Genomic DNA, 26,696 nt, shown 5'->3' with positions numbered 1-26,696 from the left:
GTATGCGCCCGTCTGCTTGAACGGGAAAGCCTCTGCGGGCAAGCTGTCCCATCACAAAAAATCAATATTTCTGTTTTTAGCCGGAGACCTGAGGACAGGAACCGATCTGTTTCAACGCCCGGCCAGCCGCTGCAAACCCAAAAGAATATCCTGCGGGGACGGCGGACAACCAGGAATAGACCGGCGGACCTGGGTCAAAGCCCTGAGCCCTCCGAGCGTGGCATATCCCGATCCGAACACACCTCCGTCGACAGCACAGGCGCCTACAGCCACCAGACTTTTCCCCGGCGGCATGGCGTTCCAGACGCGCTCAAGCATTTGTACGCAAGCCCGACTCATGACCCCTGTCACCAGCAGCCAGTCCGCATCTGCCGGATCTGTCACACGCCTGAACCCATACCGGTCCAACGCAAAAGCAGAACCACAAAGACTTTCCACTTCCATGGCACAGCCTTCGCAGCCACCGGTCTCCAGCACATACAGACTGATCATATCATTGTGTACGGAAGCCTCTTTGTCCGCAGAGGCTCTCCAGCGGGACGCATCCATAAAGGCATGAAGGACACTCAGCGGTCCGGTCTTCTGAAACACACTCACATCGCCACTCCCGAGGGAGACAGAGCCAGAGACCTCAGAGCCGCAGGCAGACCCTCCGGCAGTTCTCCCATCAAAATATCCGGGAGAACAGACAGTAACGAGACCGCTGGATCACGAGCCTGAACGGCCTCAATCTTTCCGTTCCTGAGCCTCACCCAGTACCAGATATCGCCGCGGGCACCTTCCGCAGCACCGATGCCTTCCTGCGTCGCCTCCGGTGCGGGCTCGTCATCATCCATGCCGATACTACCCAGAATACGCTGGATCAGAGCCAGAGAGTCGCGAATCTCGTTCAGACGCAAAGCATCTCTCGCCGCGCCATCACCCTCACTTGATCCTGTCGAGCGCAAAGCATCCAGCCGCATCCCGGCTTCCCGACGACGCACATCCAGACTGCGCCCCGAGGCTCTCCCTACCAGTCCACCAACTGCAAATTCCCGCGCCTGTGTCGGTGCCAGAACAGCAAGACCCTTCAGTCGTGGTGCAAAAACGGATTGCAGTTCCCGGAGTTGGGCCATGCGGGGTTGCATTGCATTCACAACAGCCTGTGCCAGCGGAACGATTTCCAGTCCTGCGTGAAAACCATCACAGCGCACCAGATCCGTCAGGCGGCGAGACACACCCTGTTCAGCACAGGCGAAAGCAATTGCCTCACGCGCATGTTCGCAATGCGTCGCCAAAAGCCCGGCATCCACCGCTCGGGCCGTGCGCGCCATATCAAATAGATGAACAGACATCCGCTCGATTTCCAGCAGGATCATCCAGCAATCCCGAACACCCGGACCAGGCTGCAAGCCGCGCGCCTGAGCCACAGCCCGGCAGAACGCGACCGGATGCGCCACAAATCCTCCGGCGGTCATCCGCGACACCAAAGGCAAAGCCTCCTCAGGTGTAAGGCCGATCATCCGGTGCAGCACACCCCGATGCGCCAGCCCCGCATTAACGGACACCCCTTGCACTCGCCCCCGAACGACATCAAAGGACAGTTCCAGCGGACCCGTCAGACCCGACTTTTCAGCAGGTAGAACAGTACGCCCCGGAACAGGACGCGCCGCCTGACCACCCGGGCCGGGACGTGAAGAAAGTGGCCACGTAGCTTCCCACACTCCTTCATCCAATGCAGGCTGCCCCTCCCCGGAGGCGCCCATCGCCTCAACACCCCAGAGATCATAAGCCACCCGCTCGCCCCATTCCGCCGCCGGGAAACGGGAAGACGGCGCAAGGTAACGACGGTCTTCTACCGCCGTGCTCGCCATCAGGGGGCAATCGCCTTTGAGCAGCAGAACATAGACACGGTGTTCATCAGCCCAGCAGGACAGAAGCGGCAATGTCGCACCCGGAGCAGCCAACATGGCTTCCCACTGCTCTGCGTCCAGAGAATAATGAGACAATGCAACACGGTCACCACTTCGGATAACCTTTCCCATGTCGCTCATGGCTGCCACCCCGGCGTTGGATGCCATGTCAGCAGCAGAGGCCCGCACAGCCCGATCGCGAGAAGGGCAGCCTCAACCACCGGCACAATCCCGGCTTTCAATGCCAGACCAGACGGCATCAATGTGGAAAAGCGAACCTGCCTCAATCCCGGTAACAGGCACACAATCATCAGAGCAAGAAGGAACGGTTCAAGAGACCGGCCTATTGCCAGAAGTGCGCAGAAGACCGACCAAGGCGCCATACCATCGGCGACAGACCGGTAATGGTCAGCATCTCCCTCCCGTTCCAGCACAGCCAGACCAAGCGACGTCATGAGCAGAAGCACAATCGCGCTGCCTTCCCCGACTGCTGCGGCAATCGCCCCGAGAGCCGCCAGAACTGGCAGGAACTGCCCTCGCCCTTTCGATTGCACGGCCATCTTCATGATGAGCGTTCCGAACCCTGCTACCAGAACCAGCAGATGAACAAGCGCATGCTGATCAAGCCGCAGCATCAGAAGGATCGCCGCAAAGCGCAGACCCGTGTCCAGCAACGCAGCCTCAGGCTCCGGAACGGGCGATGGCCCCAGCCCTGCCATCATGCAAAGACCAACCGTCAGCAGAACAGGCCCAAGCGGAGACTGCTCCATGGAGAGCAGCGACGCCCCCAGAACACCCAGAATGACGCCTCCCAGACGGGACCGGGCCATGTCCCAGACGATCGCTGCTTTCTGCGCCCCGCGTCCTTCCCGCCACGCCAGCAGAACAGTCCCAGCCCCACACAGCACCGTCACGGCGAATGCCGAATGGACATTCAGCGCCATCAGGGCGCACCCTGTCACCAAAAATGGCAGAATACGGCCAGTTTTATCCTTTGCAGGAGGTAGCAGCAGCGGCATAACGGCCACGGCACACGAACATGCCGCCGCCAGTGCATCCGCCCCCGGCATCAGCCAGACCGCAATCGGCGTCATGATCGCCCCGGCAATGGCGAATGTCAGACTGCTGGCGGGCTGACGGTTTGCGGGCGTAAGCATGAGCAGAAAGGCCGCCAGAAGCGGCCAGACCGTGACGGCAAACAATGTCCCGACCGGAGCAAGCGGATGCATCAGTTTTCCTCCACGCGGCGCCAGGCCAGACGAGGCAGCAACGTCACGCCCAGCGCGCCAAGGACGCCCCAGAGCGCAACAGCCGCCGCAAACAACGGCCAGGATTGCAGGATGCACGCCATAACGATCAGACCGTCCGCCGCCACCAGAAGGCCCGTAAACTGCACAAGAGACGGCCCGAACGCCGCGCCACAAAGCCCGATCAGAACAACACCGGCCCCGAGAACAGGCGCAAGTCCCAGACTGGCCCCGGACAGCCCAAGTGCCAGCAACAGCAAAAGAGCACCCACCACAGGCAATACAGCCCCACGGTCTGGCGCGTGAGGCGCAAAGCGTCGCAGCCAGATCCAGGCACCAATATTCAGCCCGACCAACGTAACGGATGTCAGCAGCGCAAGCAGGCCGCCACAAACCGTCGCCCCGGCAAACGCACAGACCAACCCGTACAGCGGCAACCCGCGTCCATCCCGGCCTAGGCCAGCCAGCGCCAAAAGGAGGAGAACACCAAACCCGACAATCACGTCGCGAACCTCCCGGCCAGTGCCAGAAGAAGCGCCACGCCCGCAAACAGCGCCGTCAGCCGTTCGCTGCGTTCCTGCGCTGTCAGCCTCAATGTCACAAGCACCATCACCACAAGCAAGACACGCGCCAGAAGGGCCGCCAGCCCCACGAACCATCCCGAGAGACCTGCGTCACGCAATCCGACAGATATGGGCAGCGCCAGATCAGCCAGCAGGAAGATCCAGGCAAAATTCAGAACCTGCGCGACCTGCCGCGCCATATCGCGGGCCGCCCGGTCTTTCATACCGTCCAGACGCAGAAGCATATCGTCTTCACGAAGCGGCGGACATGAAATGGCCAAAGCCAGAACACAGGCCCCTAAAGCGCCCTCCAGTCCCGGTACCGGCTCAATGTGCAACATCGCACAAAGCCCTCCCAGACCATCCGCCCCCGGAGCGGCCAAAGCAATCAGGGCTTCCGTCAGACACAGCACCAAAACCGCGGGAAGAACACGGCGTCCTTCATCCCGCAAGGATGGGCATCCCAGCATCAGCCTGCCAACAAGAAGCAGAATGCCGACAAGCAGCGGGTTCGCCAACGAGATCAAGGCACCTCCCGTTGTGACAGCAGGCAGAACAGCAAGGCTCAACAGGGAAACAGCCAGAACAAGAGCCATCCCAGGAGCCAAAGGCTGGCGAAAAGCGGCGCGCCAGAAAAGCCCGGCACGCCGCACATGACGCACAGGCCCGGACACAGCTTCACCGTTAACCCAGCGCGGCAGTTCTTCCAGCATCCAAGCCATCAGCGGCGTCAACAGGAGCAGCAGAACACATTGAAAAAGCGTCTGGGCGACAGCAAAGAGGACAGCCATCATCATGATGTCAGCCCCAGAACGGCAAGCACCAGAGCCAGCAGCACAAGCCACAGCCCAACAGCCATTCGTCGCGTCTCCGGCATTTTCCCGACTTTCAGAACCATCATGGCGCGGAAACGTCCCCGCCCACCCACGATCAGACGACGAACAACCCACGGCAAAGCGGCTGGCTCTTCAAACAAACCCGTTTCGCCCTGCGCAGTCTGAAACCGACCGGAAAACAGGCCTGCAAAGGCTTTTTCCAACCCACGCTCCACCCGCCATGATTTGACCAGCCACAGCCAGATTGCGCCGAGAAGAAGGACAATGGCTGGCAATCTGAGATGCGCGCCGTCTCCGCCTCCCAAAGACCAGAAAGGCCAAACCCATTCGCCCCCCACATGATGAAGAACCGGACTGAAGACACCAAACACGATCAGAGGCAGCAGCATGGTTGCCAAAGCAATGATACCGACCGCTCCGGCAGGCTCGACAGGCAACACACCAGCGTCCGGTCTGCGCCCAACGGTCAGAACATCCACAAGCGAAATCAAGCCGATCAGAAGTGCAGCAAACACCCCGATCACGCTCCAACCCTGCACACCGGCAGCCAATCCAAGGGCGGCATGTATCCCAAGCCACAGCACAATAAATCCCGGCAACGGCGGGAAAGGCAGCCTGAGAATGGCCAGCACCGGAAGAAGACGAAGCACCGGGACGTACAGAACCAAAAGGGCCAGATCCAGCAACAGAGCTTCAAGGGCAATCCGGGCCCCCGTCGTCAATCCTTCATCCTGCGCTGCAATCATGAGCGTTGCCAGAATGGCTGGACGGAGCAGCCCAAGGTCTCCAGGCTTTTCCCCCCACAACGCACAACGCCCCAAAACAAGAAGCGTCATCGCGCCGAGGCCTGCCATGCAGACAATCGAATTGATGGCGCCAGCGTGCCAGAGCACTGAAACGGCAAGAATGGCAGAGAGAGCTGGAAACAGCGCCCCATCGCGTGAACTGAGCGCAGGCCAGTAAAGCACCGGGAAAAGTGCCAGAAGGGCCACGGTACTGTCAGGAAGCAGAACGGAACACAGCAGCGCTGGCAACGCCCACCAGAGCGGACAGGCTCTGCGTTCCTGCGTCATCCAGACGCCAAGAGCCACGGCAATGGCTGGACCTGACGTCGCAAGGATCGCAACAAGCGCCGCCGGAAGCGCAATCCGGCCACGCCCGGCCACACTGTCCCGATCCGCTTTCAAAACGGCAGGAACAGTCAATACTGCGAGGCACAGAGAGACCGGATCGGTATGAAACAGGGTCGAAAAATTGAACAGGGTACGGTCCGCTTCGGCAGTGGAAACGGGCCGTATCAGATCATGCCCGTCAGATCATGGCGAGAGATACCTTGCGTTGCGGCGGAGGAAAAGCATGATCCAGAACTTTCAGATCATCTTCCGTCAGAACAATCTCCAGACTGGCAACATTCGAAAGCAGATGCTTCGCAGATCCAGCCTTCGGAATAGCCATGACATTCTCCCGCCGCATCACCCAGGCCAAGGCAATCTGCGCCGGATCAGCGGGCCCGACAGAGGTCTCGTGTCGTCCGGCAATCTCCTTGAGTGCGGGATGCTGAAGCAATTCCCCACCCTGCCCCAATGGCGAATACGCCATCGTGACCACGCCTGCCTTCAGATCATGATCCAGCAGATCAAACTCCGTGCCACGATATTCCAGACTGTAGAGGATCTGGTTGATCTGGCAGGAACCAGAAAGGTCTTCGATTTCTTCCATGTCATCGACATCGAAATTCGAGACACCCCAGCCCCGGATCAATCCGTCTTCCTGAAGGTCTTCAAACGCCCGGATCGTCTCTTCCAGGGGCGTACCACCGCGCCAGTGCAGCAGATACATATCCAGCCAGTCCGTCTCCAGATGCTCAAGCGATCGGCGGCAGGCCCGGCGAACCCCTTCATATGACGCATTGGAGGGCAGAACCTTGCTGACGAGATAGACATCATCCCGCACGTCCGCGATGGCCTCGCCAACCAGCTTTTCGGACCGGCCATTGCCATACATTTCCGCGGTATCAATCACGCGCAGACCGGCTTCGAGCCCTTTACGCAGGCTTTCGATTTCCGACGAACGACGATCTGCACTGTCTCCGACATTCCATGTTCCCATTCCAAGGGCTGGAACGGTGGTGCCGTTGCGGAGCGTAACGGTTTTCATAAGGCGTCTCCCGGGAAGAACTCAGTCACACAACGACATGAGCGCGGGAGATGTTCCGCCAGAAGGCTAGCCGGATTTCTTCCAGCCCCGCTCCTGCTGCTGCCAGTACACAAGCGTATGCCCCGCAGCCTTCAGCCCAACCCAACGCTGACGCGCCCGCTGGACACTGGCCGGATCACGACCATCAAACAGGTCAAAAATTCTTGTGAAGGGCGCGAAATCATCCTCTCCCGCCCCATCAACACGGAACAGAAATTTCGCACCATTCGGCACGTCATTCCCCTCCGTCAGCCAGATCGGCTGCCGGGCAGCATGCCCCATCTTTGCCGTTCCATGCGGCAACCAGACCGGATCACGCGACACCCACAGCGCCGTATCTAGCGCCGTGACAGACGCCACATCCGGGCAGCGGACAAGCGCCCGCTCCCCGATCTCAAGCGTCTTGCCCAGAAGCGCAGGCAACGCCTCTTCAAGAGGCGTCCGCGTCAGATGGTAAAATCCGACATCCACTCTCAGGCCCCCGTTCTCAGGCACGAGCCTCATGGGACTGCACGAACTGGTTCAGAAGACGTACACCAAAACCCGTAGCACCCTTCGGAGCCGTCGGGGATGCCGTCGTCTTCCAGGTTGTGCCCGCGATATCCAGATGCGCCCATGTGGCATCACCCACAAAGCGCTTCAGGAACTCTGCCGCCAGAATGGCACTACCCGGACGGCCACCGATGTTCTTCATGTCGGCAATATCAGAGTCGATCTGACGGTTGTACGCCTCGCCCATCGGCATCCGCCACAGACCTTCGCCAACCTGCTTTCCGGCCTCGAACAAACCAGATGCCAGCGCATCATCATTGCTGAACAGGCCCGCATTTTCCGTACCAAGGCTTACCACGATCGCACCGGTCAGCGTGGCCAGATCCACCATCAGCTTCGGCTTGAAACGATCCTTCGTGTAGGCCAGCACATCCGCCAGAACCAGCCGCCCCTCGGCGTCGGTGTTCAGAACTTCAATGGTCTGGCCGCTATAGCTCGTCACAATATCACCAGGACGCTGCGCCCGGCCGGACACCATGTTCTCAACCAGTCCAACAACGCCAATAACATTGACCGGCGCCTTACGACGCGCCAGCGCGCTCATCAGACCAATGACGGTCGCCGCACCCCCCATATCGGTCTTCATTTCGTCCATACCAGCGGCTGGCTTGATGGAAATGCCACCGCTGTCGAACGTCACGCCCTTGCCGATGAATGCCAGCGGCGCTTCGTCCCCGCCACCGTTATGGCGGACAATGACTGTACGTGGAGCATTGGCGCTGCCCTGCGCCACGCCGAGCAGCGCACCGAACCCGAGCTCCTGCATGGCTGCCTGATCAAGCACTTCAACCTCAAGACCGATCTCACGCAGCGCCTCAATACGCGCGGTGAACGTCTCGGGATAAAGAATGTTGGCCGGTTCGCTGATCAGATCGCGCGTCAGGAACACACCGCGGGACACGGCATCCAGAGCCACCCAGCGGCTTTCCGCAGCAGCCACATCGGACGTCGCAACCGTCAAGGCTTTCAGGGACGCACGATCAGAAGACTTCTTCGTCCGATAAAGATCGAAATCATAACGAGCGAGGCGCGCGCCCGAAGCAGCTTCTGCCGCAAACCCGGCAACATCCGCCGTCAGAGCCAGGACAGCATTTTCCACATCATCCAGAGCCTTGGCTGCCGTGCCACCAGCGTTTTCAACAGCAACGGACGTCACAGCCGAACCATCCTTGGCCGCACATCCAACAAGAACAACCTGAGACAGCGATGCTGACGGGGCCGTCAGAACAAGAGTCTGCCCCGCTTCCCCCTTGAAGCCCTTGAACGAAACAGCGCGCCCCAGTGCGCCAGCTGTTGCCTCGTCAATCGCCTTGAACGTCGCGTCATCGGCCATTCCCTTGCCGTGACAGATCAGCGCAACAGCCTGTGGCGCACCATCATTCAGCGCAGGGAACGAACCGAAAGAAATATCGAGCATAAAACACCTTTTGCATGGCCGAACCATTTCAGTTTCTTCGTTATCGGGAACAGCGTGCCTCCACACAAGAGGGTCCAGAGCAATGATTAACGGGATGCGTTACGTCGCCGCTTCCATCCTGCTGGTCTGTGCCGTCATGGTTCGCACACCGGCACTGGCCGACAGGGCACAGTCTGCCGCCCCAAAATTGGAGCAACTGACACCCTTGCCGCTGCATGACAGCATGAACAGTTTCAACGATCCAGACGGACCATTTTCCGTGTTCCAGACATGGCGCGACAATGGAAATGCGTGGGGATACCACCTGAGTGACGCGCCGCATACCGGAGAAAATGCCTTGGCAACCTTTCAATTCGCTAAGGGAAGACTGGAAGGGAGGCCATCCGCGATCCCGGAGAGCATTCGGTCCCATCCCCGGCCCCGACAGTCGTCTACATCTACAGCCTGACACACTCGGACGGCACACCGGGCTGGACGCCATCCTACTTTCACTTTGTTAGAAAAATTCCTGTTCCGGGAACATTCTGCAGTTCCGATACGCCCCTGAAGGTCGCCACCGGCCTGCCCCTCTCAGCAGACGCTGGCCCTGCACCGTCCGCAGACGGCTGCCTGCATTAGACGACGCATCAACACATGACGAAACGTCTTTCATGAAGTAGCCTTGCAGGCATGACCTCAACTCCTCTTCAAACGGTCTCCCCTGATGATGACCGCGCCCTGCTGTCACTAGCCTTCCGCCTCGCTTCGGAAGCCGCCGACATCATCAACGAGATCCGCGCCCGCGGCTTTCGCACGGAAGTCAAGAAAGACGCTTCCGTCGTCACGGAAGCTGACCGCGCTTCGGAGGAGCACATCCTGCGCGGCCTGCGAGCCGCCTGCCCGTCGCTTGCGGCCATCGGTGAAGAGGAAATGTCCGCTGGGATCGAAGTTGACGCCGGAAAAGCCTACTGGCTGGTCGACCCTCTTGATGGCACACGCGGCTTCTCATCCGGCGGGCGAGACTTCACCGTGAATATTGGTCTCGTGCGAGGCGACAAACCCGTTCTCGGCGTCGTTGCTCTCCCCGGTTATGGACTGATCTACAGCGGTGGACAGGGTCTTGGTGCCCATCGTTTTGACGGGGCAGTCAGTACCCCCATCCATACTGCCGCCCCATCCGAAGACGGCCTGCGCGTTCTGGCGTCCAGCCATCATGGCAACACAGAACTTCTGGAACGCTGGCTTGCAGGCCGGAAAGTCGCCTCCATCGACAAGCTGGCCTCATCCGTGAAATTCATGCGCGTTGCGGAAGGTGCAGCAGATTTCTATCCCCGCTTCGGGCCCACCATGGAATGGGATACCGCCGCCCCACAGGCCATTCTGGAAGCCGCTGGCGGAAGCCTTCTGGATGAACACGGTCAGCCCCTTCGTTACGGCAAACCCGGCCGTCTGAACTCATCCTTTTACTGCACGGGAGGCGCTTCGTGAGCGAGACCCTTCATACCGAACGTCTGGCCGCTGACCCTGACGGCATCCGCCGCGCCGCTGAACTCCTGAAAGCAGGCAAGCTGGTCGCTTTCGGAACCGAGACCGTTTATGGCCTCGGCGCTCTTGCCTCATCGGATACTGCCGTCGCCCGTATTTTTGCGGCAAAGGGGCGGCCCCGTTTCAATCCGCTCATCAGCCACTTGGCCGATGCGGAAAGCGCCTTTGCCCAAGCCGAATTGCAGGGCCGGACAAAAGACATCGCCCATGCGCTGGCAGAAAAATTCTGGCCCGGCCCGCTCACAATGGTGCTTCCCCGGTCTCCAAACTCCACGGTTTCGGACCTCGCTGCCGCCGGGCTGGACACGCTGGCCCTGCGCGTTCCTCGCGGCAAGACGGCTCTGGCGCTGCTGCGCGAAGTCGGCGCCCCGATTGCAGCCCCATCGGCCAACATCTCAGGCACCGTCAGCCCGTCAGAGGCCTCGCATGTCCTGCGCTCCCTTGATGGCCGGATTGACGCCATTCTTGATTCCGGCCCCTGTTCGGTCGGCGTCGAAAGCACCGTTCTGGATCTCACACGGGAAACGCCTGTTCTGCTCCGTCCAGGCGGAGTCACACTGGAAGAACTGAGAGCTCTGTGCGGTAGCATCCATCATCCAGATGATTTTACGGAAGCCCTCCCCGCCTCTCCCGGACGTCTGGCCTCCCATTATGCTCCATCCCTGCCCGTCCGGCTGGATGCCTATGAGGTAGAGCCGGACGAAGCCCTGCTCGCTTTCGGACCAGCCTTGCCGGGAGCAGGCCTGACCTGGAACCTGAGTGAAACAGGGGATCTGGAAGAAGCAGCGGCCCGGCTTTTCGCAGGACTGCGCTTTCTCGATGCAGAAGGAACAAAACGAGGGCTAACACGGATCGCGGCCCAGCCCATTCCACGACACGGACTCGGTCTGGCCATCCGGGATCGGCTACGTCGTGCCGCCGAGCCCCGACCGTCTTCCACCTCTCTCGGCTGACATATGGGCGAGGCGTTCGACCCAAAAGACATCAAGGTGCTGTCCGACATTCTGGCACTCGTGCTGGAAGAGTCGTCCGGCTCCGCCCAGAACGCACTGGATGCCCTGCGAACACGCGCGCAACGCAACGCTCTGACAGGTGGCGCCCTCAAAAACCTCTTCATCAGTCTGGCGACAGACCCAATGCGCACCGGGGCAAGCGCCCGTGAAGCCCAGCTTAGACAGGTCATTGCGCGCCTTGAAGGCGAACTGAGGACACAGCAGATTAAAGTCCGCACTGTTCAGGCCGACCTGAGCCGCACACAGAGGGATGCTTACAGCCTCCAGGCAGAAGTGGTGACCAACAAGGCACAACAACCATGGCGTTACATAGCAATTGCCTTCGGGGTGAGTGCAGGGTTATTGCTGGGTGTCGCTGCCACCCAGCTTTATCACAGCCTGACAGACCCTCCCCCGATCGATCGATCGATCTACTTGCGCTAAATACCGCTTTTTCGCCTTTCTCCCGTCACAGGCTAAGGATACACGAAGGGCCATGGCCTCTTCCCCCGGCACTTCAGTGCGACACCTGCTGCCCCTTCTCGATCGTTATGTCCTTCGACAGCTTCTGATCGCTCTGCTCGCCCTGACCGGCGGTGCCGTGGCGCTTATCTGGCTGACGCAGTCACTACATTTCGTCTCGATGATTGTTCAGCATGGACTGTCCCTGCGCGTCTTCCTGCAGTTGACGTCGCTAATGTTGCCGTCTTTCGTGGCCGTAATCCTACCGATTACCACTTTTCTTGTGGTGCTCTTCACTTATCAGCGCATGTCCGGAGACCGCGAACTGACTGTCATGCGCGCAGCCGGTCTTTCGCCACTTGAACTGGCGCGCCCGGGCCTGATCTGTGGCGTCACATCCGTCGCACTCTGCTATGTTCTGACGCTCTGGCTGGCCCCTGTATCGTACCACGCCTTCCACCGGTACGAATTCCAGATCCGCAATCAGATGGCCGCCTTCCTGTTACAGGAAGGTGTATTCACAAAGGTTTCGGGGGACATGACCGTTTATGTGCGCTCACGGGATGCCAACGGGCTCCTCCACGGCGTTCTGGTGGAAGATGACCGTGACCCGGACGCCCATACCACCATTCTGGCCGAGCGAGGCACCATCGTCACAGTCAACGATAAACCCAGAGTCGTGCTTTATAACGGCTCCCGCGAGGAAATTGACCACCATACCGGCCGCCTGAACGTTCTGACCTTCGGCCGAAACACCGTTGACCTCACCTCATCCCATCAGAACAATCACGAGGAACGGGATGCAGCGGAAATGTCTCTCCACGAACTTTTCCACCCCAATCCCGCCGAAGTCTCGGAACGAGATCGTGGAAAGTTCGCCGTGGAGGGGTGGCACCGTCTGACAGCACCCCTGACCGTCCTGTCCTTCGCCATGATCGGTCTTGTGGCTGTTCTGCGTGGGGCGTTTTCCCGTCATGGCAACATCACCAGGCCCCTGACAGCCATTCTGACGGTTGTGGGCCTTCAGGCTCTCACCCTGATGCTTCAGAACCTTGCAGGCCGAAATCTCGCACTTGTTCCGCTCATCTGGGCGGCTGCCCTTCTTCCCAGCTTCATCTGCGCGGCGCTGCTGTTTGCCGAACAATGGACTGGCACATCCCAGCAGGCGAAGCAGTCTTCATGAAGCGCATGTTCTACAGTCGGCGCGGCTGGTTCTCCACGCTGCTCCATACGTTGCGTCCTCAGGAAACCGAGGTTGGTTTCTCCACGACGCTGGCAATCTATATTGCCCGTCATTTTACACTGAACACGCTTGCCATGGTGCTGGCCCTGACCGGGCTCGTCTCCCTGTTCGACTTCATCGACCTGCTTCGCCGTGCAGCAACGCGCCCCGACGTCCCAACCAGCCTCATTCTGGAAATCGCAGGGCTGCACATCCCGTACTACATCATCTACGTGCTGCCCTTTGGCATCCTGCTGGGCGGAATTGTCTGCTTTTCGCGCCTGACGCGGTCTTCGGAACTGATCGTGGCCCGTGCCGCCGGCATCTCCGCATGGCAGTTCCTCGCCAGTCCGCTGGCCTGCGCGCTGATGATCGGACTTTTCACAACCACGGGAATTTCCGCCCTGTCGTCCACCATGTACCGGCAGGCAGAATTCCTGGATCAGTCTTACCTGCGAACGGGCGGCGGTCCCCTCACGATGCAGGGCGGCGAATTATGGCTTCGGCAGGCTGATGAAGGGCTCGTTCCACACGGCGTTGCCATTCTCCATGCCCAGAATGTGCGTCTGAACAAAAGCACTCTGGAAGTTTCAGGCGTTACCATTTTCCGCCTGGATGACCGTGACCGTCTGATTGTGCGCGTTGAATCACCGCTGGGTATTCTGGCCAATCAGGAGTGGCACCTCAATGATTCGGCCGTACTGAAGCCCGATCATCTTCCTCAGAAAATTGGTGCCCTGACGCTCCCGTCGGATCTGACGGTCAGCCGCATTCAAGAGAGTTTTGCCTCTCCTGATACGCTCTCTGTCTTTACTTTGCCGGGATTCATCCACCTGCTGGAACACTCCGGTTTCCCGTCGATCCGTCACAGGTTACATTTCCAATCGCTTCTGGCTCTTCCCATCCTTGCTGGTACAATGGCATTGGTATCCGCAGGGTTTTCGATGCGCCCCACACGGCGCGGCGGGGTAGCCCGGATGCTGGGATCGGGAATTGCTGCAGGTTTTGCACTTTTTACCATCTCGAAAGTGGCTGAACAGTTTGGTGAATCCGGTGCATTGCCGCCGGTTCTTGCAGCATGGGCACCTACGGGCGCAGGGCTTTGTCTTGCGGTCGCGCTTCTGCTGCACATGGAGGATGGTTGATGTCGGTGCCCCGGTGGCTCCCTAAACGCGCTCGCAGGTACGTTTCCCTTGCAAGCGCCGCCCTGACGGGAACAGCGCTCGTGGCGCCGCAGGACATGTTCGCCAATACGATGCAGCGCGACAACACGCATATCATCGTTATTGGGAAACCTACGTCTGAACGCGATCCCCTGACCTATCTTGCCGATAGCGAAAGCTATGCCAAGAACGGCCTTGTCACATGGGAAGGCAATGTCCGGATCTGGCAAGGCGACCATGCGCTTCGGGCCGACAAGATCACCTATGATCGCAATACAGGCGTTCTGGCAGCAACCGGTCACGTCGCCATCATGGAACCCGATGGCAGCACCACCTATGCCGCCTATATGGAATTCAGCCATGGCATGCATGATGGAATTGGCACATCCATCTACATGAGAATGCAGGACAATGCGAAGCTGGCCGGGAACGGAATGCGTCGCACGAACGGCCTCATCAACGATCTGTCACACGCCGTCTATACGGCCTGTGAAATCTGCGCCAAACGCCCGGACGCACCACCTTTCTGGCAATTCCAAGCCTATGGTGCGACACAGGACACTCAACACAAGCGGATAGAATTTGATCATGCCTGGCTGAAAATGCTGGGGCTACCCGTCTTCTACTTCCCGTTTTTCTCCATGAGCGACCCGTCCGTAAAGCGCCAGAGCGGTTTCCTGATGGCTGGCATCAGCCCACATGACAGATATCTCGGCACCTACTTCACGCTCCCCTATTTCTGGGCAATCGACGAGCATCAGGATCTGACAGTCCGTGGGCTCGTCTCCTCAAAAACCGGTCCGGAAATTACAGCCGAATATCGAAATCGCTTCAACTTCGGCACGCTGGACATTACCGCCGGTGGCGCCTACGACACCAACCGGGAAAGCCGTTACACCAATACTTTTGGCAACAACGTCAACTCATCAGGCGAATACGGCCTTCAAGGGTATATTTTCGGCCGAGGGGAAGTTTCCCTCAGCAAGAACTGGCTGGCAGGTGCGAATGTCAATCTCGCAACATCCGCCAACTATATGCGTGATTATCGCGTGCCAGGCTACGGCAACGAAATGCTGAACTCGAATGTCTTCCTTGAAGGATATGGCATCGGGTCTTACGCGCGCGTCGATGCGCAGGCTTATCAGGGCCTGAACCAGGGCGTCATTCAGAACTCGGATCTTCCCTGGGTCCTGCCCCGCTTTACCTATGCTTTCCAGGGGCAACCCGATGCTCTCGGCGGGCGGTTCAGCCTGAATACCACAGATTTTGACGTATACCGTGTAAACGGCGTCTCAGATCAACGTGGTCAGCTTCAGATGCAATGGGACCGCCCGTTCCATAACAGTTGGGGTCAACAGTTTCTGGTCACGGCACGCCTGGATTCGAATATCTATCGTGCCACCCGGTCCTACCAGCAGCCCCTGTACTACACAGCCCAGGGCACGAAGTTTACAGGGCAGGTCCTGCCAACAATTGCTGTTAAGATGAACTGGCCATTCCTGCGTTCTTTCGCACATGGGCGTGGTTCACAGATCTTCGAGCCCATCGTACAGGCGATTGCAGCCCCCAACACAGGCAATTCTTCCAACAGCTACATGCCGAACGAAGACAGTCTGACCTACGAATTCACGGATACGACACTCTTCTCGCTCAATCGCTATAATGGCACGGATCGCCTCGATGGCGGCCTGCGCGCCAATGTTGGTGTGCACCAGAACTGGGTGTGGAACGGACATACGATCGATATGCTCGTCGGTGAAAGCTTTCAGGAGCATATCACCCACAATCGTATCCCCTATTCCGGCCTGGACCATCATCTGTCCGATCCCGTCGGTCGACTGCGAATTTCTCCCAACCAGTATGTCGATGTCACGGCACGAGGCCGCTACAACCCCTGGACGCATAAGCTTGATTACGGCGAAGGCCTGTTGAGCACGGGCATCCCTGCCCTGCGGTTCACGGCTGGCTATATCTATGCCCCAGTGACGCCATACTACTACTATGCGACGAACTACCGCACTGGTGGCGTCAATACGCCTTATACTGTGAAAACGAATGAGATCACGGGCGGTGTATCGACGCACTGGCGTCAGTATCATGCGTCCGGTTTCTTCCGCCGCAGTCTCTCCCGGAAACAGTTCGTCGCAAATGGCGGGGATGTTGGCTATTCCAACGACTGCTTCGGGCTGGATATCATGTATATCAAACAGTACACACGGATCGGCGGCGAGCAGCGGAACACCACAGTGATGTTCAACTTCACGTTCAAAACGATCGGCACCTTCGGAATCAACGGCTGAGCATGTCCAAGACCCCACGCACCGCATCTACGGCCCTGGCTGCCCTGCTGGCTCTCTCTGTCGCAGCACCCGCCGCTTTGGCCCATCCCGCTCCAGCACATAAAAATGTGCCCCAGAAAGCAGCAGCTCCGGCAAAGCCCCCGCCGGAGGATCAGATCCTCGCCGTCATCAACGGCCAGGTTCTGACGCAGCGCGACGTGGACAACCGCGCGAAACTGTTTGTGCTCTCAACCGGCCTGCCCGTCAGCCCGGACGTCATGAACCGCATGCGCGGACAGATCATCCATCAGCTAATTGATGAACGCCTCAAGACGCAGGAAATGCTCAAGAGACACATCAATGTCGAGCCAGAGCAGATTGCCGCGGCCATCAGCAACATCGAACAGCGCAACGGCATGCCCAAGAATGCCCTGCGCGACCGTCTTGCTTCTGATGGCGTGTCTCTGACCACCCTGATTGACCAGATCCGTGTTCAGATCGGCTGGATGCAGGTTCTGCGTGAACAGCTTGGCGAAGGCGGCCGCATTACGGCAACGCAGATTGCCCAGCGTGAGCAGGCGCTTCAGGCCGAGCAGGGTCGCGCACAGTACATGATGAGCGAAATTTTCGTCCCTGTGGCGGACCCCCGCCACGACGAGAACGAACTCGCCTTTACCCGCACCATCATTACCCAGCTTCGCAATGGCGCGCCCTTTCCCATTGTGGCGGCTCAGTTCTCCCAGGCACAGTCGGCGCTTGATGGCGGCTCCATGGGATGGGTTCAGGAAGACAATCTCGACCCAGAGGTTGTGAACATCGTACGCCAGATGCCGATCGGCGCCATCTCCAACCCCATTCAGGTTGCAGGCGGTTTCGTCATTGCCACGGTTCAGGCCAAACGCGTTGTAGGAAAGCAGATGGGAACACTGGTCGCACTGCGACAGGCGTTCTTCCCATTCGATGCGCCTCTGAACCCGCAAAACCCAACGCCGCAGCAGCAGGCCTCCTTGCAGAAGGCAACACAGGCCATCCAGACCATTCATAGCTGTGACGCTCTGGAAGCCCTGAACAAGTCTCTCGGGGAAAAGCGCCCCAGCAATCCAGGAACCCAGGTTCTGGAGCGTCTCGCCCCCCAGATGCGCTCTGTTATCGAGCCGCTGCCCGTCAACAAAGTCAGCCGCCCGCTGGTTTCCATGGATGGAATTGCCCTGCTGATGGTCTGTGACCGACAGCAGAAAAATCTGGCCCAGCAAACACCGGGCGAAATTGCCGATCAGCTCATGAACGAGCGCGTGGAACAGGCGTCCCGCCAGCTTCAGCGTGATCTGCAGCGCCGTTCCATCATCGACATCCGCCCTGCCGCAAAACCGGCGCTGAACTGACGTGAACCTCCCTTCCCTTAAAGACACCATTCAGGCCCATGGTCTGGATGCCAAAAAGTCTCTCGGTCAGCACTTTCTTCTCGATCCGGGCATCTGCGCCCGGATTGTTTCTCTCGGCGGAGATCTGACGGGCCGCAGCGTTGTGGAAATTGGCCCGGGACCCGGTGGTCTGACCCGCGCTCTGCTTGAAAGTCCCGCAGCGCGTGTTGATGCCGTCGAAATTGACGAACGGGCCTGGCCTCTGCTGGACGAACTGGCAGGCTATTATCCCGACCGGTTGCATGTCGTTCGTCAGGATGCCCTGAAGCTAGATGCAGCAAGCCTTGCTCCTGCCCCGCGTCAGATTATCGCCAACCTGCCCTATAACGTCGCGACACCTCTGCTCGTAGGCTGGCTGAAGCAGGCCGCATCCTGGGAACGTCTGTCCCTGATGTTTCAGCTGGAAGTGGCCGAGCGTATCTGCTCGGCCCCAGACACATCGGCCTATGGCCGGCTGGCCGTGCTGTCTCAATGGTGTGCCTCCTGCTCCGTCGCCCTCCGTATCCCCCCGGGAGCCTTCTCGCCGCCGCCAAAAGTCCATTCTGCCGTTGCTGTCCTGATCCCTCATGCAGAACAGCCGGAACCGGCTCTCTTTCGTGCCATGGAACGAGTGACAGCAGCGGCTTTTGGACAGCGCCGCAAAATGCTCCGCTCCTCCCTCAAGCCCATTGGCGGAGAAGCTCTTCTGGCCGAAGCAGGGATCGAACCAACCCGACGCGCCGAAACCCTTTCGGTCGCAGAATTCGCACGCCTTGCAGAACTGCACCTTGCCCGTTCCCGGTCCTGACCACCCACGTTGCCGCTGGGCTATGACAGATCCGCTTCTTCGTCAGTACCATGACGAAGAATGGGGCGTCCCTGTCCGGGACAGCCGCCTCCTGTGGGAAACTCTGGTTCTGGAAAGCTTTCAGGCCGGCCTGTCCTGGCTGATTGTCCTGCGTCGTCGAGAAGGGTTCCGACGTGCTTTTGCCGGTTTTGACCCGGAAAAAATTGCCCTGTTTACAGATGCCGATGTTGATCGGCTGATGCAGGATGAAGGCATTATTCGTGCTCGTGCCAAAATTGTAGCGACCATCGGGAATGCCGGCGCCTATCTCGCCATGCGAGACAATGGCGAAGATTTTGCGGATTTCATCTCGCAACTGGTTCCTGACGCTCCGCTTCATAATCCCAGTGGAACGGTCCTGAGCCAGTCTCCGCTATCCTTGAAAATTTCAAAAGAACTGAAGTCTCGTGGCTTTCGTTTCGTCGGGCCCGTCATCGTCTATGCATGGATGCAGGCCGTGGGCCTGGTGCACGACCATGACCCATCCTGCTTTCGCTATACACCGAAAAGAGAGGTTTCTTCAGACCTCTGAAGGCTTATGCTCCGTCTCGTACATGTAATCCCGTGTGAGCGGTAAAGCGTCCACCGACCGCGTCAACTGTATCTGAAAATTCATGTGCCCCTGCAGGCGAAACGCCAGTTCACTTCCAATTAGATACAACTCGAACATCCGGACGAACCGCTCGTCATAAAGGTCTATGATTTTCTGACGGTTCGCATCAAATCGCTTCCGCCATTCAGCAATCGTTTTGGCATAATGCAGACGAAGGATTTCACAGTCCGTCACCCATAATCCTGACCGCTCAACCGCTGCCAGTGTCTCGCTCAGAGCAGGAGAGTATCCGCCTGGGAAAATATATTTCTGAAGCCATGCATTGGTCGTTCCGGGCCCGTCCGTTCGACCGATGGAATGAACCAACGCAATACCATCAGGCCTCAGGCAATCCTTAATCCCCCGGAAATACCGCTCGAACTGGGCTTTGCCCACATGCTCGAACATCCCCACCGAGACAACACGATCAAACTGATGCCGGACGTTTCGATAATCCATGAGTTCGAAGCGAACCTGCCCTTCAAGCCCCTCTTCCCGAACCCGCAGGCGCGCCTCTTCCAGCTGTTCTTTCGAGAGGGTAATGCCCACAACAGTGGCGCCATAATCCTTGGCCAGCGTCAGAGCCAGCCCACCCCATCCGCATCCGATATCCAGAACCTCAAGCCCCGGTCGATCCAGTTTGAGTTTGGAGGCAATGTGCCGCTTCTTCGCAGTCTGTGCCTCTTCAAGGGTTATATCGTCATGCGCAAAGTAAGCGCAGGAATATTGACGGTCCTTGTCGAGAAACAGGTCGTAAAGGCGACCGTTCAGATCATAATGATGCGCAACATTGCGACGTGATTTTTTAAGAGAGTTTAATCCCTTGAGGGGACGCGCAAAATATCGGAGTCGGTCCTCGATTTCTTCAAAGACGTGGCCACCCTCCATGATGTTGGCCATCAAAACCCTCATCAAGGTCTCAAGCGTACATCCTTCAGGGGCGAGTTCTCCCGCCATATATTCTTCGCCAAACGCCAGGCCTGAATTGATGACCAGAGAGCGTTCGGCCTGCTTCGTTTTCAGATGAAGCCCTGCTTCAAGGCCGGGTTTGGGGCCTCTGTAAGTATGAACAATACCGTCACTGAACGTGACTCTCAGCACTCCAACCTGAATAAATTTCTTCAGAACGAAATCGAGAATGGGTTTCACACCTGCCTCCCTCCTGTTCACGCGCCTCACGACAAAGCGTGACACATCTGTCAGTTTCCTGACCAGAAGAGCAGACAACAAAAAACCCGGCGCGGGAATACCCGGCCGGGTTCTCTGTTTTGGCTATGCCAGCGAAATCAGCCTTCGACTTCTTCCGCAGCAGCAGCTTCGGCAGCAGCTTCTTCAGCTGCGTTCTCGGCCTGCAGTTCGCCGAGGATGTTTTCATCCTCTTCTTCCACGCCAACGGCTTCGCCGCGGGCCTGGCGCTCAGCTTCTTCAGCAGAACGTGCAACGTTGACTGTCAGCGGAATGGACACTTCCGGGTGCAGCACGATGCGGGCTTCCGTCAGGCCAAGGACCTTGATCGGGTGAGCCAGAATAACCTGCTGACGAGCAACCGTCAGGCCGGCATCCGTAGCAGCAACAGCGATGTCGCGCGTGCTGACGGAACCATACAGGCTGCCGCTGTCGCTGGCCTGGCGGATGATAACAACCGAGAGGCTGTCCATACGCTCGGCAAGACGCTCGGCTTCTTCACGCTTCTTGATGTTCAGGGCTTCAAGCTGCGCACGTTCCGTGTCGAAACGCTTGCGGTTTGCAGCCGTGGCACGCATGGCCTTGCCCTGCGGAAGCAGGAAGTTACGTGCGTAACCCGGCTTCACCTGGACAAGATCACCCATCTGGCCGAGATGCTCGACCCGCTGGAGCAGGATCAGTGCGGTCTGGGACATGGTGCTCTCCTCAGCTCACGACGTAGGGGAGCAGGGCGAGGAAGCGGGCACGCTTGATAGCCTGCGCCAGCTCACGCTGCTTCTTGGCCGAAACGGCCGTGATGCGGCTCGGCACGATCTTGCCGCGCTCGGAAAGGAAGCGGCTCAGCAGACGCACGTCCTTGTAGTCGATCTTCGGCGCATTCGGGCCGGAGAACGGGCAGGACTTGCGACGACGGTAGAACGGGCGACGTGCACCAACTGCGGTGCGACGGGTAGCCGGGTTCACTTCTGGGGTGGTTGTCTCGGACATGATTCTTACTCCGCTCCAGCCGCCTCACGAGCATCGTCATGCTCGCCGCGTGCACGATACTCTTCACGGTCTTCACCGCCACGACGCGGGCCGCCACGGCCGCTCTCGAAACGGCCAGCCGGCTTGGAGCCGCCACGGAAACCGCCACGCTCGCCACGGTCGTCGTTCTTGCGAGCCAGAACCGGAGACGGGGTCTCGTCGATCTCGTCAACGCGGAGCGTCAGAACGCGCAGCACGTCTTCGTTCAGACCGAGCTGACGCTCGAGTTCACGCAGCGTGTCAGGGGTGCAGTCGATACCGAGCAGGACGTAATGGCCCTTGCGGTTCTTCTTGATGCGATATGCGAGCGAACGGAGACCCCAGAATTCGCGCTTCTGGATGGAACCACCATGTTCGGTCAGCAGGGCTTCAATGGTCTCGACCAGGCCTTCGACCTGTGCCTGGGACACATCGTTACGTGCAATAAGCACGCTTTCGTACAGTGGCATGAAAACTCCCTTCGGATGAGGTCAACCCAACTGGTCCAGCCCGTGCCGGAGACAGTGCAATCTTGAGGAAAGCGTGGGTATAGCCGGCGCGACGCCACATCGCCCGGCAGGGAAAGGCTGCATTAATCACGCAGACCTTCGAAAATCAAGAATAAACTCAGAGTCGGCGCAGTCTCGGCGGCAGATATTCATCCGGAACATCCCAGACTTCCTGCACGACATGCCGGATCACAAAGCCGCCCTTTTGATAATTGGTCAGAGCCCGCGGATGATCGAGGGTACAGGTATTCACCCGCAGCCGCCAGCTTCCTGCGTCAAACGCCTGAGAAACCGCACAATTCAGCAAAACAGGCCCAAGCCGCCGACCGATCGCAGCAGGCACCAGACCGAAATAGGCCAGATTGGCATCTCCGTGGTCTCTCAAATCCAGTTCATAAAACCCAAGAGCAACTCCGGCAGCATCCCAAAGTACCATAAAATAGACGGAGGGATCATGCAGGATTTCCGCGAGCTGCGCATCCGGCATCGGGCGCCGCATCCACCAGCAATAGTCTTCTCCGACATCGCGATAGAGCTGGCGATAAAGTGTGAGAGCCGGCGGTAGAACCCGTTCAAGGGACAAACCATCCGGAAGCAATGGAGACGCGCAGGACGTACGCGTTTCCAGAAAAGTGACATCCACCTCAAGCCGGGTGGATGCCCCCTTTGGACTGAGCCAGTCCGGCACCATACCCCCGACGATCAGTTATCGTCGAGGAAGGACCGCAGCTTACGGCTACGGCTCGGATGCTTGAGCTTACGAAGCGCCTTCGCCTCGATCTGACGGATACGCTCACGGGTCACGTTGAACTGCTGCCCAACTTCTTCAAGCGTGTGATCCGTGTTCATACCGATACCGAAACGCATGCGAAGCACACGCTCTTCACGAGGCGTCAGGGATGCCAGAACGCGGGTTGTGGCTTCACGCAGGTTCGTCTGGATCGCAGCGTCCAGCGGAATGACGGCCGTCTTATCCTCGATGAAGTCACCGAGATGGCTGTCTTCCTCATCACCAATCGGCGTCTCCAGAGAGATCGGCTCCTTGGCGATCTTCAGAACCTTGCGAACCTTCTCCAGGGGCATGCCAAGCTTTTCAGCCAGCTCTTCCGGAGCAGGTTCACGCCCGATCTCGTGCAGCATCTGACGGGACGTCCGCACCAGCTTGTTGATCGTCTCGATCATGTGCACCGGAATACGGATCGTCTTGGCCTGATCCGCGATGGAACGCGTGATCGCCTGACGGATCCACCAGGTGGCATAGGTCGAGAACTTGTAGCCGCGACGGTACTCGAACTTGTCCACCGCCTTCATCAAACCGATGTTGCCTTCCTGAATCAGATCCAGGAACTGCAGACCACGGTTCGTGTACTTTTTGGCAATCGAGATCACGAGACGCAGGTTGGCCTCGATCATTTCCTTCTTGGCACGCGTGGAATCACGCTCACCACGGGAAATGGTCGCATACACACGACGGAACTCGCCAACCGGAAGACCCGTCTCATGCGCCAGCGCAGACAGATCTCCACGGAGACTATGAAGCTGCTCCAGATGGCGGGTGGTCAGCGTCTTCCAGCCCTTGCCCGGCAGAGTGCAGATGAAATCGATCCAGGTTGGATCCATCTCGCGGTTACGATACTTCAGCAGGAAGTCGTCACGCGTGATCTTGCAGCTTTCCGCAAGACGCAGCATCCGGCCTTCCAGAGTATTTAGGCGCTGAACATGAACCTTGATCTGCGCAACCAGTTCTTCGATCCGGTTATTGTGCAGATGAACCTGCTCAACCAGCGTCACCAGTTCGCGACGCAGTTCTTCGTAAACCTGCTCGGACTTGTCCGTTGATTCTTCACCAGCGGTCAATGCTTCCAGACGCTTGGTCTGTAGCTGGCGCAGCTTGTGATACAGCGGCTCAATGGCTTCAAAGCGGGCCAAGATTTCCGGCTTCAGCTTCTCTTCCAGAGCGGACAGAGAAAGGCCACTGCCTTCCTGCTGCTCGCCGTCACCATCCTCGGCATCATCATCGCTATCGTCGTCAGCAGGCTCGTCGCCTTCTTCACCCTCTTCGTCTTCAGGTCCTGGACCACCAGACTGGCTGGCCTCCAGATCCACGATATCGCGAAGTAGCATCTCGCCGTCCTTGAGGCGCTCATGCCAGGAAATGATGGCACGGATCGTCAGTGGGCTTTCGCAAAGCCCGCCAATCATCTCGTCCCGACCAGCCTCAATCCGCTTTGCGATGGCAATTTCGCCTTCGCGGGACAGCAACTCCACCGAGCCCATCTCGCGCAGGTACATGCGCACCGGATCATCTGTCCGGCTGGCAGCTTCAGCGTCGATGTTGCCACCCTGCGGCTCATCGGATTCTTCAGCTTCTTCCTTGGCCTCGTCCTGAGTCGTCTCAGCCTCATCCTGTTCTTCGTTCTCGAGAACCTGAATGCCCATTTCCGACAGAGCTGCCATCACGTCTTCGATCTGCTCAGAGGACATCTGGTCCTGCGGCAGAACGGCGTTCAGCTCGTCAAACGTGATGTGGCCACGCTCACGCCCTTTGGCGATCAGCCGCTTTACGGCAGCGGACTGCGTATCAAGAAGAGTGGCATCCCCCTCCTGTTCCTGCGCGTTCCGATCCGTACCAGAGGCTGTTTTCGTCGCCATGCGTCTCTCCCTCAACTCCACCGAAAGCAAGCAATTCGGCAGCGTGCAGGTGGTCGATCCTGAGCTGTAAGTCAAGGTTCAGACGAAAAAGAATGCAACTTCAAGGCAAGAAAAAACGTTACCGCCGACCTTTTTCAGCTCTCTTCTTCCACATCCTCACCCCGACGCAACGCCTCCAGAACACGCATCCGGGCCAGAAGACTTTCCGGAAAAGAACCGTCTCCGCTTCCTCCTCCAGAGTAAACCTGCATGATGGTTGCCTGAATGTCATTGGCCACTTCACGCTCGAAATTTCGGAAATTTACAAGCCCGTAAAAGTGCCACCAGCTTTCAACAACGTCGACCTTGAGGACATCGTCCCGGTCCTTTCCAAGACCCACTTCACGAGGCATCGGGCTTTCCGTAACGGCGGTCACGATATCCGTCAGGCCATGATTCTCAATCCAGCGCTGACAGTTCTCTTCCGTCAGATCCTCGTCCTGACAGGCCCAGTCCAGAAGGGCCGCGCGAATCCGATCCAGATCACCGGGAAGCGCCAGACTGCTATAAGCCTGTTCCACTTCGGGAAGAATGTCCGGATATCGCAGAAGCAGTGCTGTCAGGATATTCAGCCGCTCCACACTGCCCTGCTCGATATGACGCATCTCTCCCGGAGCCTGCGTCGACAGGGGCAGCGGCGCACCTTTCTTCTGAAACGGCTTTTTCCCACCGCCTCCACCACGCCGGAAACGCGCGAAGAACATATCCAGAAACGTGCTGCGATACTCGGAAGACAAGGCACGATCCGGAATCAGCTTCGAAAGCGCTACCAGCTTTTCCCGAAGCGCCGCCCGCTGATCAGGACCGGGGTCCGACATATTCCCCGTCATCAACCCAAACAGTTCCGTTGCCAGAGAGGTCGCGCCCGATAATGCCTCCCCCATCGCGCCAGCCCCGCGCGAACGGATCAGACTGTCAGGGTCATCCTTCGGATCAAGACGGCAGAAGCGGAGCGTCTTTTCTGGCGACAACAGAGGCAACGCCACTTCACACACACGCAAAGCCGCACGCGCACCAGCCGCATCCCCATCCAGACACAGAATGGGAGACGGCGTCATGCGCCAGAGAAGATCAAGCTGCTCTTCTCCAAGCGCAGTTCCTAAAGGAGCCACCGCTCCCCCGAACCCGGCCTGATCCAGAGCAATGACATCCATATACCCCTCGACCACAACCAACTCGGCGCCCTTGTGGACAGCCTCACGGGCCAAATCGAGATTGTAGAGGGTTCGTCGTTTGGAAAAGAGCGCCGTTTCCGGTCCGTTCAGATATTTCGGCTGACCATCACCCAAAGTCCGTGCGCCGAAGGAAATGATTTTCCCGCGCCGGTCCCGGATTGGAAACGTCACGCGATTGAAGAACAGCTCACCCTTGGGCTGCCCTCTATCATCCACACGCAGAATACCAGCCTGCACCAGCATCTCAGGCGTCACATCATGAGCACGCAGTTCTTCGACCAGATGCCGCCCATCGCCGGACCATCCCAATCCGAACCGCTCTATCGTCGCGTCACTCAGCCCACGTCCACGAAGGTAAGCCAACCCTTCCCGGCCTTCCGGAAGAAAAAGCCGACGCCGGTAGCTCGCCTGAACGAGGGAGAGCACATCCCCAAGAGACTTAACCTCCCGCGCACGCGCCTCACTTCGTGGGTCCTGCTTCGGAACTTCAAGTCCGGCTTCAGCGGCGAGCTGCTCCACAGCCTCCGGAAAACTTCGGCCATCGCTCTGCATGACAAAAGAAATCGCATCGCCATGCGCGCCACAGCCGAAACAATGGAAATGGTCGTCATAGACGTAGAAAGACGGCGTCTTCTCCCCATGGAAAGGACAACACGTTTTCCAGTTCCGGCCCGAGCGAACGAGCTTGTTCCGCCGCCCGATCAGGGAGGCCAGGGGCGTCCGGTTGCGGAGTTCATCCAGAAAGGCAGCATCAAATGCCATGGGGCAGCAGGAGCCTTTCAATCAATTCTGTCAGGAAGGATGCGTCTTACCGCGAGCGGAAAAGAAAATCCATCATCCCCAATCTGAGCAAACCTGCTGGTTACAGGCAGAACCACCCGTTTCAGAAATAATCGTAACTGCTTTTCGGCCTGTCGCCGCTTACATTATGTCAAATGAAAGAAACT

Annotated in this window: 26 protein-coding genes; 10 read left to right on the top strand and 16 right to left on the bottom strand. The window is 58.5% G+C overall.

The window, feature by feature from the left end; all coding sequences use genetic code 11:
- Positions 1–111: 111 nt before the first annotated feature.
- From HKD32_RS10370 to HKD32_RS10330, 9 genes are all read right to left on the bottom strand, one after another.
- The gene (locus tag HKD32_RS10370; RefSeq protein ID WP_194257948.1) at positions 112–597 is read right to left on the bottom strand and encodes an NADH-quinone oxidoreductase subunit B family protein; all 486 of its coding nucleotides are present in this window, start codon (positions 595–597) and stop codon (positions 112–114) included.
- Positions 594–2,033, bottom strand: coding sequence for an NADH-quinone oxidoreductase subunit D-related protein (locus HKD32_RS10365; protein WP_194257967.1), 1,440 nt, complete (start codon positions 2,031–2,033; stop codon positions 594–596). The genes HKD32_RS10370 and HKD32_RS10365 overlap by 4 nt, the downstream gene beginning before the upstream one ends.
- Entirely contained in the window at positions 2,030–3,121 is a 1,092-nt protein-coding gene (locus HKD32_RS10360; protein WP_194257947.1) for a hypothetical protein, read from the bottom strand. The genes HKD32_RS10365 and HKD32_RS10360 overlap by 4 nt, the downstream gene beginning before the upstream one ends.
- Positions 3,121–3,642, bottom strand: coding sequence for a hypothetical protein (locus HKD32_RS10355; RefSeq protein ID WP_010501987.1), 522 nt, complete (start codon positions 3,640–3,642; stop codon positions 3,121–3,123). The genes HKD32_RS10360 and HKD32_RS10355 overlap by 1 nt, the downstream gene beginning before the upstream one ends.
- Entirely contained in the window at positions 3,639–4,499 is an 861-nt protein-coding gene (locus tag HKD32_RS10350; protein WP_194257946.1) for a hypothetical protein, read from the bottom strand. The genes HKD32_RS10355 and HKD32_RS10350 overlap by 4 nt, the downstream gene beginning before the upstream one ends.
- Complete coding sequence (locus tag HKD32_RS10345; protein ID WP_194257945.1) at positions 4,496–5,743, bottom strand: hypothetical protein; 1,248 nt, start codon at positions 5,741–5,743, stop codon at positions 4,496–4,498. Before HKD32_RS10345 ends, HKD32_RS10350 begins: the two co-directional genes overlap by 4 nt.
- Before the next feature lie 106 nt (positions 5,744–5,849).
- On the bottom strand, positions 5,850–6,695 hold the full coding sequence (locus HKD32_RS10340) for an aldo/keto reductase (RefSeq protein WP_194257944.1): 846 nt from the start codon (positions 6,693–6,695) through the stop codon (positions 5,850–5,852).
- 66 nt (positions 6,696–6,761) lie between these two features.
- The gene (locus HKD32_RS10335; protein WP_194257943.1) at positions 6,762–7,238 is read right to left on the bottom strand and encodes a DNA polymerase III subunit chi; all 477 of its coding nucleotides are present in this window, start codon (positions 7,236–7,238) and stop codon (positions 6,762–6,764) included.
- Entirely contained in the window at positions 7,222–8,703 is a 1,482-nt protein-coding gene (locus HKD32_RS10330) for a leucyl aminopeptidase (RefSeq protein WP_194257942.1), read from the bottom strand. Before HKD32_RS10330 ends, HKD32_RS10335 begins: the two co-directional genes overlap by 17 nt.
- 82 nt (positions 8,704–8,785) lie before the next feature.
- Here HKD32_RS10330 and HKD32_RS10325 point away from each other — a divergent pair, with 82 nt between their 5' ends.
- The 10 genes from HKD32_RS10325 (at position 8,786) to HKD32_RS10280 (ending at position 19,124) form a co-directional block, all read left to right on the top strand.
- Entirely contained in the window at positions 8,786–9,151 is a 366-nt protein-coding gene (locus HKD32_RS10325) for a hypothetical protein (protein WP_228118940.1), read from the top strand.
- 221 nt (positions 9,152–9,372) lie between these two features.
- A complete protein-coding gene (locus HKD32_RS10320; RefSeq protein ID WP_194257941.1) occupies positions 9,373–10,170 on the top strand; it encodes a 3'(2'),5'-bisphosphate nucleotidase CysQ family protein in 798 nt (265 codons plus the stop codon).
- Complete coding sequence (locus tag HKD32_RS10315; RefSeq protein WP_061932461.1) at positions 10,167–11,180, top strand: L-threonylcarbamoyladenylate synthase; 1,014 nt, start codon at positions 10,167–10,169, stop codon at positions 11,178–11,180. The genes HKD32_RS10320 and HKD32_RS10315 overlap by 4 nt, the downstream gene beginning before the upstream one ends.
- Before the next feature lie 3 nt (positions 11,181–11,183).
- On the top strand, positions 11,184–11,663 hold the full coding sequence (locus tag HKD32_RS10310; protein WP_010501998.1) for a hypothetical protein: 480 nt from the start codon (positions 11,184–11,186) through the stop codon (positions 11,661–11,663).
- Positions 11,664–11,715: 52 nt separating this feature from the next.
- Positions 11,716–12,864, top strand: coding sequence for an LPS export ABC transporter permease LptF (lptF, locus tag HKD32_RS10305; RefSeq protein ID WP_010501999.1), 1,149 nt, complete (start codon positions 11,716–11,718; stop codon positions 12,862–12,864).
- On the top strand, positions 12,825–14,048 hold the full coding sequence (gene lptG / locus HKD32_RS10300) for an LPS export ABC transporter permease LptG (protein ID WP_082204485.1): 1,224 nt from the start codon (positions 12,825–12,827) through the stop codon (positions 14,046–14,048). Before lptF ends, lptG begins: the two co-directional genes overlap by 40 nt.
- A complete protein-coding gene (locus tag HKD32_RS10295; protein ID WP_061932459.1) occupies positions 14,048–16,366 on the top strand; it encodes an LPS-assembly protein LptD in 2,319 nt (772 codons plus the stop codon). The genes lptG and HKD32_RS10295 overlap by 1 nt, the downstream gene beginning before the upstream one ends.
- Positions 16,367–16,368: 2 nt before the next feature.
- The gene (locus HKD32_RS10290) at positions 16,369–17,727 is read left to right on the top strand and encodes a peptidylprolyl isomerase (protein ID WP_010502004.1); all 1,359 of its coding nucleotides are present in this window, start codon (positions 16,369–16,371) and stop codon (positions 17,725–17,727) included.
- A gap of 1 nt (position 17,728) precedes the next feature.
- A complete protein-coding gene (gene rsmA, locus HKD32_RS10285) occupies positions 17,729–18,553 on the top strand; it encodes a 16S rRNA (adenine(1518)-N(6)/adenine(1519)-N(6))-dimethyltransferase RsmA (RefSeq protein WP_194257940.1) in 825 nt (274 codons plus the stop codon).
- A gap of 22 nt (positions 18,554–18,575) precedes the next feature.
- Positions 18,576–19,124, top strand: a complete 549-nt coding sequence (locus tag HKD32_RS10280) for a DNA-3-methyladenine glycosylase I (protein WP_156471993.1) — start codon at positions 18,576–18,578, stop codon at positions 19,122–19,124.
- Here HKD32_RS10280 and HKD32_RS10275 read toward each other — a convergent pair.
- The 7 genes from HKD32_RS10275 to dnaG all read right to left on the bottom strand — a co-directional run bounded on the left by HKD32_RS10275 (position 19,113) and on the right by dnaG (position 26,511).
- Positions 19,113–20,333, bottom strand: a complete 1,221-nt coding sequence (locus HKD32_RS10275) for a class I SAM-dependent methyltransferase (protein WP_194257939.1) — start codon at positions 20,331–20,333, stop codon at positions 19,113–19,115. The genes HKD32_RS10280 and HKD32_RS10275 overlap by 12 nt on opposite strands.
- A gap of 137 nt (positions 20,334–20,470) precedes the next feature.
- Entirely contained in the window at positions 20,471–21,064 is a 594-nt protein-coding gene (rplI, locus tag HKD32_RS10270) for a 50S ribosomal protein L9 (protein ID WP_010502011.1), read from the bottom strand.
- A 10-nt stretch (positions 21,065–21,074) separates the two neighbouring features.
- Positions 21,075–21,356, bottom strand: a complete 282-nt coding sequence (gene rpsR, locus HKD32_RS10265) for a 30S ribosomal protein S18 (protein WP_007282799.1) — start codon at positions 21,354–21,356, stop codon at positions 21,075–21,077.
- 5 nt (positions 21,357–21,361) lie between these two features.
- Positions 21,362–21,844 carry a 30S ribosomal protein S6 gene (rpsF, locus tag HKD32_RS10260; protein ID WP_010502015.1) on the bottom strand — a complete coding sequence of 161 codons (483 nt, stop codon included), beginning with the start codon at positions 21,842–21,844 and terminating at the stop codon, positions 21,362–21,364.
- Between the two features lie 157 nt (positions 21,845–22,001).
- Positions 22,002–22,574 (bottom strand): GNAT family N-acetyltransferase, encoded by a 573-nt coding sequence (locus tag HKD32_RS10255; protein ID WP_228118939.1) that lies wholly within the window; start codon positions 22,572–22,574, stop codon positions 22,002–22,004.
- Between the two features lie 11 nt (positions 22,575–22,585).
- Entirely contained in the window at positions 22,586–24,535 is a 1,950-nt protein-coding gene (gene rpoD, locus HKD32_RS10250; protein WP_194257938.1) for an RNA polymerase sigma factor RpoD, read from the bottom strand.
- A gap of 134 nt (positions 24,536–24,669) precedes the next feature.
- Entirely contained in the window at positions 24,670–26,511 is a 1,842-nt protein-coding gene (gene dnaG, locus HKD32_RS10245) for a DNA primase (RefSeq protein ID WP_194257937.1), read from the bottom strand.
- Positions 26,512–26,696: the final 185 nt, after the last annotated feature.

Source organism: Gluconobacter japonicus (assembly GCF_015244665.1).
Taxonomy (GTDB): Bacteria; Pseudomonadota; Alphaproteobacteria; order Acetobacterales; family Acetobacteraceae; genus Gluconobacter; species Gluconobacter japonicus.
This window is presented reverse-complemented; position numbering and strand designations above follow the sequence as displayed.

Coding starts and splice junctions, on each gene's coding strand:
- HKD32_RS10365 (WP_194257967.1), bottom strand. CDS start 2,033: ATGAGCGACATGGGAAAGGTTATCCGAAGTGGTGACCGTGTTGCATTG.
- HKD32_RS10360 (WP_194257947.1), bottom strand. CDS start 3,121: ATGCATCCGCTTGCTCCGGTCGGGACATTGTTTGCCGTCACGGTCTGG.
- HKD32_RS10350 (WP_194257946.1), bottom strand. CDS start 4,499: ATGATGATGGCTGTCCTCTTTGCTGTCGCCCAGACGCTTTTTCAATGT.
- HKD32_RS10340 (WP_194257944.1), bottom strand. CDS start 6,695: ATGAAAACCGTTACGCTCCGCAACGGCACCACCGTTCCAGCCCTTGGA.
- HKD32_RS10335 (WP_194257943.1), bottom strand. CDS start 7,238: ATGAGGCTCGTGCCTGAGAACGGGGGCCTGAGAGTGGATGTCGGATTT.
- HKD32_RS10330 (WP_194257942.1), bottom strand. CDS start 8,703: ATGCTCGATATTTCTTTCGGTTCGTTCCCTGCGCTGAATGATGGTGCG.
- HKD32_RS10325 (WP_228118940.1), top strand. CDS start 8,786: ATGATTAACGGGATGCGTTACGTCGCCGCTTCCATCCTGCTGGTCTGT.
- HKD32_RS10320 (WP_194257941.1), top strand. CDS start 9,373: ATGACCTCAACTCCTCTTCAAACGGTCTCCCCTGATGATGACCGCGCC.
- HKD32_RS10310 (WP_010501998.1), top strand. CDS start 11,184: ATGGGCGAGGCGTTCGACCCAAAAGACATCAAGGTGCTGTCCGACATT.
- lptF (WP_010501999.1), top strand. CDS start 11,716: ATGGCCTCTTCCCCCGGCACTTCAGTGCGACACCTGCTGCCCCTTCTC.
- lptG (WP_082204485.1), top strand. CDS start 12,825: ATGGACTGGCACATCCCAGCAGGCGAAGCAGTCTTCATGAAGCGCATG.
- HKD32_RS10295 (WP_061932459.1), top strand. CDS start 14,048: ATGTCGGTGCCCCGGTGGCTCCCTAAACGCGCTCGCAGGTACGTTTCC.
- HKD32_RS10290 (WP_010502004.1), top strand. CDS start 16,369: ATGTCCAAGACCCCACGCACCGCATCTACGGCCCTGGCTGCCCTGCTG.
- HKD32_RS10280 (WP_156471993.1), top strand. CDS start 18,576: ATGACAGATCCGCTTCTTCGTCAGTACCATGACGAAGAATGGGGCGTC.
- rplI (WP_010502011.1), bottom strand. CDS start 21,064: ATGTCCCAGACCGCACTGATCCTGCTCCAGCGGGTCGAGCATCTCGGC.
- rpsR (WP_007282799.1), bottom strand. CDS start 21,356: ATGTCCGAGACAACCACCCCAGAAGTGAACCCGGCTACCCGTCGCACC.
- rpsF (WP_010502015.1), bottom strand. CDS start 21,844: ATGCCACTGTACGAAAGCGTGCTTATTGCACGTAACGATGTGTCCCAG.
- HKD32_RS10255 (WP_228118939.1), bottom strand. CDS start 22,574: ATGGTGCCGGACTGGCTCAGTCCAAAGGGGGCATCCACCCGGCTTGAG.
- rpoD (WP_194257938.1), bottom strand. CDS start 24,535: ATGGCGACGAAAACAGCCTCTGGTACGGATCGGAACGCGCAGGAACAG.
- dnaG (WP_194257937.1), bottom strand. CDS start 26,511: ATGGCATTTGATGCTGCCTTTCTGGATGAACTCCGCAACCGGACGCCC.